Annotated in this window: 11 protein-coding genes; 4 read left to right on the top strand and 7 right to left on the bottom strand. The window is 72.6% G+C overall.

Features of this window, described 5'->3' with window-relative positions:
• Positions 1 to 55: 55 nt before the first annotated feature.
• Complete coding sequence (locus tag ACIBNE_RS25920; RefSeq protein ID WP_399275475.1) at positions 56 to 415, bottom strand: Mpo1-like protein; 360 nt, start codon at positions 413 to 415, stop codon at positions 56 to 58.
• Positions 416 to 607: 192 nt separating this feature from the next.
• Positions 608 to 1,414 (bottom strand): M15 family metallopeptidase, encoded by an 807-nt coding sequence (locus ACIBNE_RS25915; protein WP_399275473.1) that lies wholly within the window; start codon positions 1,412 to 1,414, stop codon positions 608 to 610.
• 94 nt (positions 1,415 to 1,508) lie between these two features.
• Here ACIBNE_RS25915 and ACIBNE_RS25910 point away from each other — a divergent pair, with 94 nt between their 5' ends.
• Positions 1,509 to 2,024: an NUDIX domain-containing protein gene (locus ACIBNE_RS25910; RefSeq protein ID WP_399275471.1), complete on the top strand. Its 516-nt coding sequence runs from the start codon at positions 1,509 to 1,511 to the stop codon at positions 2,022 to 2,024.
• A 71-nt stretch (positions 2,025 to 2,095) separates the two neighbouring features.
• On the opposite strand, the gene ACIBNE_RS25905 is transcribed toward ACIBNE_RS25910, so the two are convergent.
• Entirely contained in the window at positions 2,096 to 4,549 is a 2,454-nt protein-coding gene (locus ACIBNE_RS25905) for a glycoside hydrolase family 31 protein (protein ID WP_399275469.1), read from the bottom strand.
• Between the two features lie 221 nt (positions 4,550 to 4,770).
• Here ACIBNE_RS25905 and ACIBNE_RS25900 point away from each other — a divergent pair, with 221 nt between their 5' ends.
• On the top strand, positions 4,771 to 6,753 hold the full coding sequence (locus ACIBNE_RS25900; protein WP_399275467.1) for an acetoacetate--CoA ligase: 1,983 nt from the start codon (positions 4,771 to 4,773) through the stop codon (positions 6,751 to 6,753).
• Between the two features lie 24 nt (positions 6,754 to 6,777).
• Here ACIBNE_RS25900 and ACIBNE_RS25895 read toward each other — a convergent pair whose 3' ends face one another.
• Positions 6,778 to 8,097: an aminotransferase class I/II-fold pyridoxal phosphate-dependent enzyme gene (locus ACIBNE_RS25895; protein ID WP_399275465.1), complete on the bottom strand. Its 1,320-nt coding sequence runs from the start codon at positions 8,095 to 8,097 to the stop codon at positions 6,778 to 6,780.
• A 46-nt stretch (positions 8,098 to 8,143) separates the two neighbouring features.
• On the opposite strand from ACIBNE_RS25895, the gene ACIBNE_RS25890 reads away from it, so the two are divergent.
• Both ACIBNE_RS25890 and ACIBNE_RS25885 read left to right on the top strand, forming a co-directional pair.
• On the top strand, positions 8,144 to 9,418 hold the full coding sequence (locus tag ACIBNE_RS25890) for an MFS transporter (RefSeq protein ID WP_399275463.1): 1,275 nt from the start codon (positions 8,144 to 8,146) through the stop codon (positions 9,416 to 9,418).
• A gap of 45 nt (positions 9,419 to 9,463) precedes the next feature.
• On the top strand, positions 9,464 to 10,342 hold the full coding sequence (locus ACIBNE_RS25885; protein ID WP_399275461.1) for a hypothetical protein: 879 nt from the start codon (positions 9,464 to 9,466) through the stop codon (positions 10,340 to 10,342).
• A 97-nt stretch (positions 10,343 to 10,439) separates the two neighbouring features.
• On the opposite strand, the gene ptsP is transcribed toward ACIBNE_RS25885, so the two are convergent.
• From ptsP to ACIBNE_RS25870, 3 genes are all read right to left on the bottom strand, one after another.
• Positions 10,440 to 12,110, bottom strand: a complete 1,671-nt coding sequence (gene ptsP / locus ACIBNE_RS25880; protein ID WP_399275459.1) for a phosphoenolpyruvate--protein phosphotransferase — start codon at positions 12,108 to 12,110, stop codon at positions 10,440 to 10,442.
• A 75-nt stretch (positions 12,111 to 12,185) separates the two neighbouring features.
• Complete coding sequence (locus ACIBNE_RS25875; RefSeq protein ID WP_399275457.1) at positions 12,186 to 12,635, bottom strand: PTS glucose transporter subunit IIA; 450 nt, start codon at positions 12,633 to 12,635, stop codon at positions 12,186 to 12,188.
• A gap of 242 nt (positions 12,636 to 12,877) precedes the next feature.
• The coding region (locus ACIBNE_RS25870; protein WP_399275455.1) for a hypothetical protein at positions 12,878 to 13,090 on the bottom strand (213 nt) is incomplete at its 5' end.

Raw genomic sequence — 13,090 nt, 5'->3', positions numbered from 1 at the left:
AAGTGTGCCACGGGAGGGGAGCCCGCGTCAGGGGGCAGGGGCGGGCGGGCCCGCGTCAGCGGTTCGCCGCCAGCCACTTGGCCGCGATCTCGGCCAGCTCCGCGTCCCGCCCGGCCAGCATCGTCCGGATCATCCGCACGTCGCCCCTGAGCGACCACGCGGGGTGCCCGAAGGTCGCCGGGTTGTTCCCCTCGATCAGGAAGTGCGCGGGCCAGGCGGTGCCGTAACCGATGAGCGGCAGCGCGACCGCGTACCGCTTGCGTCCGCGCGCCAGCCCGTAGGCCGACACCGCGAGCCCGGTGAGGGTTCCCGCCAGGTGCGCCCAGCGCGTCGCCGCCCTGGAGTGCATCGCGACGTAGTACGGCCAGAACTCCTCGTAGGAGGTGAAGTTCGAAGTGGAGGTCCGCTCTGTCATACCGCGAACGTAACGGTCCGGTGTCACTGGGGGAACGGAGCGGTGAGCGGAGAACCGTATGCGGTCGTGTCGCGTCAGAGAGGGGGAACGGGCGCCCGGGACCCACGGGGGTGGCCCCGGACGTCCGTTCCGCACCACGACCGCCCCGCCCTCCGGTTCGCCGGACGGCGGGGCGGTCGGCGTTCGGCCGGATCAGTGTCCGGCGACGGAGCGCCGCGCCACGGGGAAGTCGAAGTACGTGTCGGGGAACAGCTCCGGCTTGTACGTGTAGTGCCACCACTCCTCGGCGAGGTTCACGAACCCCTGGTCGGTCAGGGCGGTCTTGAGGAGCCGGCGGTTGGCGCGCTGCTTCCCGCCGATCCTCGGGTCCTCGGTGTGCGACAGCGTGTCGAAGCAGTCGAACCCGGTGCCCATGTCGAGGGAGTTGTCGGGGAACCGTTCGGACTGCGGGGCGTAGCACGGCACGAGAGGCTCGCCGGGACGGTGGGGACGGGTCGGCAGGGCGGGGAGCCTCACCACGGTCAGGTCGACCGTACTGCCCCGGCTGTGCCCGGACTTCTCCGCGATGTAGCCGTCCTCGAAGAGCCGCGCCTTGTCGACCCGCGGATAGAACTCGCCCTTCATGGCCTGGTCGTCGAGGTCCTTCGCCCACCGCACGAAGTGGTCGACGGCGCGCTGCGGCCGGTAGCAGTCGTACACCTTCAGTGAGTACCCCTGGCGCAGCAGCCGCGCCTGCGCCTTGTGCAGCGCCCGTGCCGCTGGCCTGGTGAGGATGCACAGCGGCTGCCGGTAGCCGTCCACGCGCTCGCCCAGGAAGTTGTGCGCGGTGGTGTAGCGCATCTCCTGGACGATCGTGGGGTCGACGGAGCTCAGTGCCACGAACTCCTTCGGGGCCTTGGGCTCGGGCTTCGCCTGCGCGGGCGGCGTGGCCGCGGCGACGGCGACGAGAGCGACGGCGGATGCGGCGAGGGCGCGGAGCGCGGAAGGGAATCGGGTCATGGGGCACCGTCTATCAGCAGGGCGGCCCGCGGGGAAGGACGCTGCCCGCCCCAAAGGGCCCCCGCCGCCCGCCGAGGTCCGCTACAGTCCGCGCGTGCCCAAGGATTCCCACTGCGCCGACTGCGGAGCGCCCTACGGCCCCTCGGCGGTCTCCTGGCCCCGTACCTGCGACGCCTGCGGCTCCACCGCGTACCGCAACCCGCTGCCGGTCGCCGTCGCCCTCCAGCCCGTCACCGACGACGGACGCACCGGCCTGGTGGTCATCACCCGCACCATCGAACCGCACAAGGGCGGCACCGCCCTGCCCGGCGGATACATCGACCGAACGGAGGACTGGCGCCGCGCCGTCGTGCGCGAACTGCGCGAGGAGACCGGCATCGGAGCCGAACCCTCCGACGTCGCCCTCGCGGACGCGGCCAGCTCCCCGGACGGGCACCTGCTGCTGTTCGGCCTGCTGCCCGAGCGGCGCCGCTCGGACCTCCCGCCGTCCGCCCCCACGGACGAGACGTCCGGCTGGCACGTCCTGCACGCACCGGACGCCCTGGCCTTCCCGCTGCACACGGACGCGGTACGGGCCTGGTTCGACGGCCGCTACGTGTCGGCCCGTTGACCCCCTGTCCGGCACGCCACAGCGCCTCTGACGGGAGACGCGAGCGTCCCTGGCGGGAGACGCGCGACCCGCTACGCGCCACCGCCCCGCACCCGCACGGGAATCCCCGGATCCACCGCACGGCCCGCTCCCGCACCGCCCGTCCCCGCCGCGCCGCCGACAGGGCCACCCACCCCGCCGCCCGTAACCGCCCCGTTCGCCCCGCCGTCGACGAGCCGTTCCACCACGACCCGGTCGCCCTCCACCCTGCTCGTGAACCGCTCCACCTGCGCCTGCTCCCACCCGTCCCCCGCGTCGCGCACCAAGAGCCCGCTCCCGGTACGCCCCACCGCGGGGGCCCATACCTCCAGTTCGAGCCCGCCGTCGTCACCGTGCACCGGAATCACCGCACCGGCCCGCGCCAGAACAGGGATCCGCGAGAGCGGCGCGTCCACCAGCACTTGCCCCGGCCCCTCGTACGCCTCGCCGGTCGCCGTGTCGTACCACCGTCCGCGCGGCAACCGCACCGCCCTCCGGTCCGTCCCCGCCTCCAGTACCGGCGCCACCAACAGCGCGTCGCCCAACAGGAAGGCGTCCTCGCAGTCGCGCAGCGCCCGCTCGTCGGGGGAGCCCCACCACACCGGCCGCGCATAGGGCGCGCCGGTCAGCCGGGCGAGATGGGCGAGGGTCACGAAGTACGGCCGCAGCCGCTCCCGCTCGTCCAGCGCCGCCTTCGCGTGCGCCAGCACCTCGGGGCCGAACTCCCAGGGCTCCCGCCGCCCCGCGCCGACCGCCGCGTGCGTACGGAACAGCGGAAGGTGGGCGCCCAGTTGGAACCACCGCGTGTACAGCTCGGGCGACGGGCTCCCGTCGAACCCGCCCACATCGGGGCCCGAGTACGGCACCCCGCACAGTCCGAGCCCCAGCACCAGCGCCAGCGAGGCGCGCAGCCCCGGCCAGCCGGTCGCCACGTCGCCCGACCAGGTGCCCCCGTACCGCTGCATCCCCGCCCAACCGGAGCGCGAGAACAGGAAGGGCCGCTCGTCGGGCCGCAGCCGCCGCAGCCCCTCGTAGCCTGCCCTGGCCATCGCCAGCCCGTACACGTTGTGCGCCTCCCTGTGGTCACCGCCGCGCCCTTCCAGCGCGTGCCGCGCGGACCGGGGGAGCGTGGGATCCCCGAGCGGGGTGAACGCCACCGGTTCGTTCATGTCGTGCCACACCCCGGAGAAGCCCTGCGCGAGCCGTTCCCGGTACAGCCGCCCCCACCACTCCCGCACCGAAGGGTCGGTGAAGTCGGGGAAGACGCACTCGCCCGGCCAGACCACGCCCTCCACCTCCCGCCCCCGGTCGTCCCGCACGAACGCCCCGATCGCCGACCCGCTGTCGTACACCGCGTTGCCCGGCTCGGCCTTCACCGCCGGGTCCACGATCGACACCAGCCGCACCCCGTCCTTCCGCAGCTCGTCGGCCGTCGCGGGCAGCGAGGGGAACCTTTCGCGGTCGACGGTGAACACCCGGTGCCCGTCGAAGTGGTCGATGTCCAGGTGCACGGCCGACAGCGGCAGCCCGCGCTCCCGGTAGCCCGCGACGATCCGCCGGACCTCCCGCTCGCTCCCGAACCCCCAGCGCGCGTGCTGCGGCCCCAGGGCCCAGGAAGGCGGCAGGGCCGGCGCCCCGGTCAGCGCCGTCCAGCCCTGCAGCACGCGCGCGGGCGTCCCGGTCACCACCCAGCAGCGCAGCGGGCCCCCGTCCATCCGCACCTCGCTCAGGCCCGGCCTGTCGTGCCCGGAGCCCGCGCCCTCCTCGCCCTCCCGCAGCACCACCCGCCCGTCCCAGGAGTTGTCGTAGAACGCCAGGTGCGTGCCCGCGTCCGAGACCACCAGCTGCACGGGCATGGTGATGTACAGCGGGTCGTCCCCCGGCCCGAACCGGCCGCCCGGATCGGTGTTCCACAGCCGGTACGAACCGTCGCGCAGCCGGGGCCCGTCCGCCCGCCCGCCGAGCCCGAAGAACCGCGCGTCCGCCGGGACCTCACTGCGCTGCACCCACCGCGCGGCGCCCCGGTCGGCCGCGGACCCGCTCGCCGCGCACTCCCACCAGCGGGGCGGCAGTTCCCGGCGCAGCACGACACCGCCCGGCGTGCGCACCTCGATCCCGCCGTGCCGCGACACCTCGACGGTCAGGCGCTCGGCCACCACCCGCCAGCCGCCGTCCTTGTCCGGCTCCAACAGGGCCCGGGGATCGGGCTCGGGCGTGGCACCGTCCAACGCGTACGAAGGGCCGGGCGCCGCACCGTCCCAACCCCAGAACACCGCGCCACCCACCGTGACGCACACCCGCAGCGATGAGCGGGCGAACCGCAGCACACCGCCACCCGGCAGCGGCTCGGCACCCGTCACCGATCCCGGCACACGGGCCCGCTCCGCACCCCGCGCGGGCAGCCCCCGGGCGTCCGTGCGGCGCCGCCGCCAGGCCGCGCGCGCGGCGCGCAGCCCCTGTGCCGTACCGACCATCTTCATCGAGCGCACCAGGTCATGACCGTCCATGCAGCTCACCCTGCCACTCGAAGAGGTGACGCCGGGCCCCGTTCAACTGCCGTTCACCCGTGGCGGGACCACACGCCGGGCGCTCCGGCCATGGGCGGCGAACCCTGGTGCGAGGGACGATCACATGGCACAGTCCCTGTCAGTCGCCACACGCGCACACCCCTCGCCCGTGTGCGCGACGCGCACACGAAGCGTCACGCCGTACAGCCGGGAGCCGACCCATGACCTCGAACGAACCCGCGAACACAGCGCCCCTCTGGCAGCCGGACCCGGAGCGCGTCGCGCAGGCCGCGGTCACCCGCTTCCAGAGCTGGGCGGCCGAGCGCTACGGCGCCCCGGCGGACGGCGGGTACGAGGCGCTGCACCGCTGGTCGGTCGCGGAGCTCGACACGTTCTGGCAGGCGATCACCGACTGGTTCGACGTCCGCTTCTCCACGCCGTACACCTCGGTCATCGGCGACCGCTCGATGCCGGGCGCACAGTGGTTCCCCGGCGCGACCCTCAACTACGCGGAGCACGCGCTGCGCACGGCCCTCGACCCGGAACGGGCCGACACCCCGGCCCTGCTGCACGTCGACGAGAGCCACGAGCCCGCCCCCACCAGCTGGGCCGAACTCCGCCGTCAGGTCGGCTCCCTAGCGGCCGAACTGCGCGCACTGGGCGTCCGCCCCGGCGACCGGGTCAGCGGCTACCTCCCCAACATCCCGCAGGCCGTCACCGCGCTCCTGGCCACCGCGGCCGTGGGCGCCGTGTGGACCTCCTGCGCCCCCGACTTCGGCGCCCGCTCCGTCCTGGACCGCTTCCAACAGGTCGAACCGGTCGTCCTGTTCACCGTCGACGGCTACCGCTACGGAGGCAAGGAGCACGACCGCAGGGAGACCGTCGAACAGCTGCGCCGCGAACTCCCCACCCTCCGGGCCGTCGTCCACATCCCCCTGCTGGGCACGGACGCTCCGGAGGGTGCCCTGGAATGGTCGGCGCTCACCGCGTCCGACACCGAGCCCGCCTTCGAACAGGTGCCCTTCGACCACCCGCTGTGGGTGCTGTACTCCTCCGGCACCACAGGGCTGCCCAAGGCCATCGTCCAGTCCCAGGGCGGCATCCTGGTCGAGCACTTCAAACAGCTCGGCCTGCACTGCGACCTCGGCCCCGACGACCGCTTCTTCTGGTTCACCTCGACCGGCTGGATGATGTGGAACTTCCTCGTCTCCGGCCTGCTCACCGGCACCACGGTCGTGCTGTACGACGGCAGCCCAGGCCACCCGCACACCGGTGCCCAGTGGCAGATCGCCGAACTGACCGGCGCCACCCTGTACGGCACGTCCGCCGCGTACGTCATGGCCTGCCGCAAGGCCGACGTCCACCCGGCCCGCGACTACGACCTCTCCAAGGTCAAGTGCGTGGCGACGACCGGCTCCCCGCTCCCTCCTGACGGCTTCCGCTGGCTCCACGACGAGGTGGGGGAGGGCGTCTGGATCGCCTCGGTCAGCGGCGGCACCGACGTGTGCAGCTGCTTCGCCGGCGCGGTCCCCACCCTCCCCGTGCACATCGGGGAGCTCCAGGCGGCGTGCCTGGGCACGGACCTCCAGTCCTGGGACCCGCAGGGCAAGCCGCTGATCGGCGAGGTCGGCGAACTGGTCGTCACCAACCCCATGCCGTCCATGCCGATCCACTTCTGGAACGACCCCGACGGCAGCCGCTACCTGGGCAGCTACTTCGAGGCGTACCCGGGCGTCTGGCGGCACGGCGACTGGATCACCATCACCGACCACGGCTCCGTCGTGATCCACGGCCGCTCCGACTCCACCCTCAACCGCCAGGGCGTACGGATGGGCTCGGCGGACATCTACGAGGCCGTGGAGCGGCTGCCCGAGATCAAGGAGTCCCTCGTCATCGGTCTGGAGGAACCGGACGGCGGCTACTGGATGCCGCTCTTCGTGCACCTCGCGGACGGCGCGACCCTCGACGACGCGCTGCGCAAGAGGATCGCGGCGACCATCCGCTCCGAGCTCTCCCCGCGCCACGTCCCCGACGACATCATCGAGGTACCCGGCGTCCCCCACACCCTCACGGGCAAGCGCATCGAGGTCCCGGTCAAGCGCCTCCTCCAGGGCACGGCCCTCGACAAGGCGGTCAACCCGGGCTCCGTCGACAACCTCGACCTGCTCCGGTTCTACGAGGAGCTGGCCCGCACCCGCAAGTAGCCGCCCTCCTGCCCCGCCGTACGGTCACCCGCCGTACGTGGCCTCGGACTCGCCCAGCACCTCGGCGAAGTCCGAGGCCAGCCGGGCACCGTCCGCCTCCTTCAGGGCGGCGGTGGTGATCCGCACCCCGGGCGGCGCGCCGATGCGGAAGCGCGCCCCCGCCGCGACCCACCACCCGCGCGACCGCAACCCGTTGACCACGGCCGACTCGTCCCGTACGGGCACCCACACGTTCATCCCGCTGGCGCCCGACCCGGCGATCCCGTGCCCTGCGAGCTCCGCGAGGAACGCCGCCCGCCGCTCGCCGTAGAGCCGCCCGGCCAGCGCCACCAGCTCCCCGGTCGCCGGGTCGGACATCATCCGCGCCACCGTCCCCTGGAGGACGTGGCTCACCCACCCCGAGGTGAGCAGCAACCGCCCGTCGTGCCGGGCCAGGGTCCGCGCGTCGCACGCCAGAGCGGCCCACCGCAGGTCGACGCCCAGGTATTTGGAGGCGGTCCGCACATGCGCCCACCGCTCAAGACCGCAGGCCGTCAGCGAGTTTGAGCCGACCCCCGAGATGTCCGCGTTGTGGTCGTCCTCCACCACCAGGACGTCCGGGTGCTCCCGCAGCACCTCCACCAGTTCGTCCCGGCGCTCCGCGGAGAAATGCGCCCCTGTCGGGACCTGCGCACGGGGGCTGCACACCAGGGCACGCGCGCCCGCGCGCAGGGCGGTCCGCAGCGACGCGGGAGTGATCCCCGATCCGTCCACGGCGACCGGCGCCATCCGCAACCCCAACGCGGGCACCAGGTCCAGGAGGTGGTGGAACCCCGGATCCTCCACCGCCACCATGTCACCCGGCTTCAGCTCCACGGACAGCAGCCGCGCCACGCAGTCGAGCGCCCCGTGCGCGAAGGACACGTGCTCGGCGGGCACCCCGTCCCTGTCGAACCACGCCCGCGACAGCTCCTCCAGCTCGGCCAGCCTGGGGGAGGCGCGGAGCGACCCCGTGGCGGGCGAGACGCGCCCCGGCACGGGCAGCTCGGGCAGGAGCGCCGGATCCGGATGCCCGCCCGCGAGGTCCCGCAGCCCGGTCGGCACCCGGGGCGGCCGCCGAGAGGCCACCGAAGGCGCGGACGCGACGACCGTCCCGCCCCGCCCACGCGTCACCACGACACCGCGCTGCCGCAGTTCCTTGTAGGCGGTCGCGACCGTGCCGGGACTGACGCCGAGCTCGTCGGCGAGCCGTCGCACCGGGGGCAGCGCGTCCCCCGGCGCCAGGCCGCCCTCGGCGACGGCGCGCTCGACGGAAACGGCAATGCCCTTGGCGGACGTACCAGTGATCGAATATTGTGCTGCCACGTAAACAATTATGTACCGATACAAAAATCCAGTCAAGGGGGAACGGGTGAGCCAGCAGCAGCGCCGGGCACCACTGAAGGACCGCATCCCGGGCGGAGTCGACGGGCGGCGCATGCTCCGCATCACCTTCGTCGACAAGACGGGCAACGGCCTGTGGACCGCCACGGCCGCCCTCTACTTCACCTACGTCACCGGCCTTTCCATCGCCCAGGTGGGCTCCCTCATGGCGCTCTCCGCCGGCATCGGCGTCGTGGGCGCACCCCTCGCGGGCCGCATCGCCGACCGCCTCCCCGTCGCCCGCGTCCTCACCGCCGCCCAAATCCTGCGCGCGGCCGGCAGCCTGGCCCTGCTCACCACCGACCACTACGCCGCACTCCTCGTCTTCGCGGCCCTCGCCAGCCTCGGCGACCGCGCGGCCAACGTCCTCACCAAGCTCTACGCCACCCGCGCCGCCGGCCCCGACCGCGTGCGCTACCAGGCCCTGAGCCGCACCGTGGGCAACACCGGCTTCGCCATCGGCGGCCTCGCCGCCGCCGTCGCCCTGGGCATCGGCACCACCACCGCCTACCAGAGCCTCCTCATCGGCAACGCCCTCACCTCCCTCACCGCCGCACTCCTCACCCTCCGCTGCGGCGAACCTCCGTCCCCCTCCCGCATCGTCACCGGCTCCCACGGCGAAACCACCCCCGTCCGCCCAGCCAACCCCTGGCGCGACCGCACCTACCTCCTCTACACCGCCACCGAAACGATCCTCTTCCTCGACGACGCGATCTTCATGGTCGGCCTGCCGCTCTGGATCGCCCACGCCACCGACGCCCCGCACGGCCTGGCCCCGGCACTCCTCGTCCTCAACAACGTGATGGTGGTGGCCCTCCAGATCCCCATCGCCCGCTTCGGCACCACGACCAGTGCCGCCCGCAGGCTCCTCGCCCCGCTGGCACTGGCGTTCGTCGTCGGCGCGCTCGCGCTGTCCCTCTCCACCGCGGGCGGCAGCAAGACCGCGATCGCGGCCCTCGCCACGGCCGCCGTCGCCCTCACCCTCGCGGAGATCGTCCACGCCACGATCTCCTGGGAACTCTCCGTGGCCCTCGCCCCCGACACCGCCCAGGGCGCCTACCTCGGCGTCCACGGACTGGCCGTCTCCGCCCAGCGCAGCGCGGGCCCGCTCGTCGTCGCAGCGGTCATCGCCGCAGGTCCGCTCGGGTGGACGGTGGTCGGAGCCGCCCTGGCCGCCACCTGCGCCGCCCAGCACCGACTGGTCCGCGACCGCCTGACGAAGCCCCCGTTGTCAGTGCCCGTCGTTACTCTGAGTGAGCATTGATCGCAGCGTGCCGATCACCGCGCACGCAGCACACCAGGGGGAACCATGGCAGACACCATGCGACGCATCCTGCGCCGCGAAGCGCCGAGCACGGTCGGCCTGCTGGCCGACGCGAAGGACTTCGCGGCCATGCGGCGGTACCGCACGTTCACCTTCACCGACCACGACGTCTATCTCCAGCAGGTCGAGGGCCTGCTCAGAGCACTGACGGCCCAGGGCGTCCGCACCAGCGTGGCCCTCTTCGACCCGGAGGAGTACGAGGAGTTCTGCGCCGACACGGCCCTCGACCCCGACAGCCCGGACAGCCGCAGCCACTTCACCGCCGAGATCGCCGCCCGCGGAGCCTCCGTCCTCTACACGGGGCAACCCCTCACCAGCCTGCTGCCCCTGCTCATCGGTACGGCGGTCCGCCAGGCGACCTGGGAGTACGCCACGATGGTCCTCGTCGACCGGGGCGAATGCGCCGAATGCGGCCAGGACATCGGCCGCACCGCTTTCGACCGGGCGTCCCGGATCCTGGTGAAGCTCCTGGAGGAAGCCGGACCGGGCATCCACCACCTCGTGTGCAGCGTCCCCGCCGAGGACAACCACCTCCTGGCGACCCTCCACGCCACCTCCCCCGCGCCGGAGGGACCGGCCGCGTTCGACGCCACCCACGGCACCGAGTTCGTGACCGTCCTCGCGGCGGGCATCGCCCTCGAAAGCCCCGGGGGAGTGGTCCTGCGGACGAGCGGGGAAGACGTCCCGGACCGGCTCCACGGCTGGAAGCTCCGCGGGGGAAGCGTCATCCCCCTCACGGCGGCCGAGGTCTTCAACGCCTACTGCACCGACGCGGAGACCGGCGAGCCCGTCTCACCCGAACCGGGCGTCGACTACCGCGCGGGCTTCGACCTGGGCCCCGACGCCTCCGCTCCCCACCACTGACCCGCCGACCGCACAACGACCGAAGGGGCTCCCCGCTCACACGGGAAGCCCCTTCGGCCCGACTCAACAGAGCGCCTTCAGCGGCGCTGCCGTCCGCTCACTCGCCGGACAGCACCGCCTGTGCGGCATTGCGCGCCTCTTCCGCGGTGTCCGCGGCCCGAGCCGCGGCGGCGGCCCGCTCGCACTGCGCCAGCGTGTACTTCGCCAGCGTCGCGCGCACATAGGGAATCGAAGCCGCACCCATGGACAGGGAGGTGACGCCCAGACCCGTCAGCACACAGGCCAGCAGCGGGTCGGACGCGGCCTCGCCGCACACGCCGCAGCTCTTGCCCTCGGCCTTGGCGGCCTCGGCGGACAGCGCCACCAGGTCGAGCAGCGCGGGCTGCCACGGGTCCTGGAGCCGCGACACCGCACCGACCTGACGGTCGGCGGCGAAGGTGTACTGCGCCAGGTCGTTGGTCCCCAGCGAAAGGAACTCGACCTCCTGGAGGATCGACCGGGCGCGCAGCGCGGCGGACGGAATCTCCACCATCGCGCCGAACTTCGCCCGGAGCCCCGCCTCACGGCACGCGTCGGCGAACGCCTTGGCGTCGGTACGGTCCGCCACCATCGGCGCCATGACCTCGAGGTAGACGGGCAGCCCTTCGGCCGCCTTCGCCAGCGCGGTCAGCTGCGTGCGCAGCACGTCGGGGTGGTCGAGCAGCGAGCGCAGCCCGCGCACACCGAGCGCCGGGTTCGGCTCGTCGGTCGGCGTCAGGAAGTCCAGCGGCTTGTCGGCCCCGGCGTCCAGCACACGCACCACGACGCGTCCCTCGGGGAACGCTTCGAGGACCTTGCGGTACGCCTCGACCTGCTTCTCCTCGGACGGCGCCTGCTTGCTGTCGTCCAGGAACAGGAACTCGGTACGGAACAGCCCGACGCCCTCGGCCCCGGCCTCGACGGCGGCGGGCACGTCGCCCGGACCACCGACGTTCGCGAGCAGCGGCACCTTGTGACCGTCCGAGGTCGCGCCGGGCCCGGTCGAGGCCGACAGCGCGGCCTTGCGCGCGGCGGCCGCGCTCTCCAGCTCCGCGCGCTTCTCGTCGCTCGGGTCGACGAAGATCTCGCCGGTGCTGCCGTCCACGGCGATGACCGTGCCCTCGGCCAGCTCACCGGCACCGGGCAGGGCCACCACGGCGGGCACGCCCAGGGCGCGGGCGAGGATGGCGCTGTGGCTGGTCGGCCCGCCCTCCTCGGTCACGAACCCGAGGACCAGCGCGGGGTCGAGCAGCGCGGTGTCCGCGGGCGCGAGGTCCCGCGCGATCAGCACGTACGGCTCGTCGCTGTCGGGCACGCCGGGCATGGGCACCCCGAGCAGCCGCGCCACGATCCGGTTCCGTACGTCGTCCAGGTCGGCGACCCGCCCGGCCATGTACTCGCCGGCGCCGGCGAGCAGCTCCCGGTAGTGCGAGAACGCGTCGTACACCGCGCGCTCCGCGGTGCTGCCGACGGCGACGCGGCGGTCGACGTCGACCATGAGCTCCGGATCCTGGGCGATCATCGCCTGGGCCTCAAGCACGTGCTGTGCCTCGCCACCGGCCAGATTGCCGCGTGCAATGAGGTCGGCCGCCACAGCTTCCACGGCCTGCCGCGCGCGCCCCTGTTCGCGCTCGGCCTCCTCCGTGGGAATCTGCTTGGCCGGCGGCTCCAGCACCGCCGTACCCATGTGCCGAACTTCGCCGATCGCCACACCGTGGCTCACGCCGACGCCTCGCAGCGTTGTCTCCATCTCACCCGTCTCCGATTGTGCGGCGGTCTCCGCCGCGATGGTTGTCCGACCGGCCGTCCAGTGACGGCGCCGACGTCACTGCCAGCTGAAGAGCGTGTCGCCGGTCTTCACGTCGTCGTCTTCGAGGACGCCGGAGAGGGACTCGGCAGTGGCCTCAAGGGCCACGACCGGGCAGATCGGGGACTTGCCCGCGGCCTCGACGGCGGCCGGGTCCCAGCGCACGACCTCCTGGCCGCGCGTGACGGTGTCACCCTTGTTCACGAGCAGCTCGAAGCCTTCGCCGTTGAGCTGAACGGTGTCGATACCGAGGTGCGTCAGCACACCGTGACCCTCGTCGTCCACGACGACGAAAGCGTGCGGGTGCAGGGAGACGACGACACCGTCGACCGGGGACACGGCCGCGGAGGGCTCGCGCACGGGGTCGATGGCGGTGCCGGGGCCGACCATCGCGCCGGAGAACACGGGGTCGGGGACTGCGGCGAGTCCGATGGCGCGTCCGGTAAGGGGGGACGTCACGTTAGTCATGGGGGGAGCCTCCCAGGGGTGGAGATTCATGTGTCGCCGTCACTACCTGTCCTGGACGGCGTACTGTTCAGAAGCGTAAGTCATATGAAGTCCCGGTTCCGCACGAGACGAGCCGGTTGGCGGACCTAGGACGCACCGGAAACGATTTGCCTCGACTCCCGGTGACCTGTACTGTCGTACTCCTGTCTGACCCCAACGCGACTCTGAGTCGGACGGTCGGCAGCGCCTATCAAGTCCTGATCTTAACCTCGACTCTGGTTCCGCATGTCTGCGAACGCCTCGGTCGGGAAGCCGGAAAAGACCTGGTAGAGTTTGAACCCGCCGGAAGGGAAAGACACGAAAGTGAATTCCCGGAAAGCGCCGAGGAAATCGGAACCGGAAACGGTCTGATAGAGTCGGAACACGAAATACCGAAGGGAAAGCCCGGAGGAAAGCCCGAGAGGGTGAGTACAAAG

Origin of the sequence: Streptomyces sp. NPDC050504, assembly GCF_044458065.1 — a bacterium.
GTDB lineage: Bacteria > Actinomycetota > Actinomycetes > Streptomycetales > Streptomycetaceae > Streptomyces.
This window is presented reverse-complemented; position numbering and strand designations above follow the sequence as displayed.

Bases quoted from the DNA above. Each gene is read 5' to 3' on its own strand.
- ACIBNE_RS25885 (WP_399275461.1), top strand. From the start codon at position 9,464: ATGGCAGACACCATGCGACGCATCCTGCGCCGCGAAGCGCCGAGCACG.
- ACIBNE_RS25920 (WP_399275475.1), bottom strand. From the start codon at position 415: ATGACAGAGCGGACCTCCACTTCGAACTTCACCTCCTACGAGGAGTTC.
- ACIBNE_RS25905 (WP_399275469.1), bottom strand. From the start codon at position 4,549: ATGGACGGTCATGACCTGGTGCGCTCGATGAAGATGGTCGGTACGGCA.
- ACIBNE_RS25875 (WP_399275457.1), bottom strand. From the start codon at position 12,635: ATGACTAACGTGACGTCCCCCCTTACCGGACGCGCCATCGGACTCGCC.
- ACIBNE_RS25915 (WP_399275473.1), bottom strand. From the start codon at position 1,414: ATGACCCGATTCCCTTCCGCGCTCCGCGCCCTCGCCGCATCCGCCGTC.
- ACIBNE_RS25900 (WP_399275467.1), top strand. From the start codon at position 4,771: ATGACCTCGAACGAACCCGCGAACACAGCGCCCCTCTGGCAGCCGGAC.
- ptsP (WP_399275459.1), bottom strand. From the start codon at position 12,110: ATGGAGACAACGCTGCGAGGCGTCGGCGTGAGCCACGGTGTGGCGATC.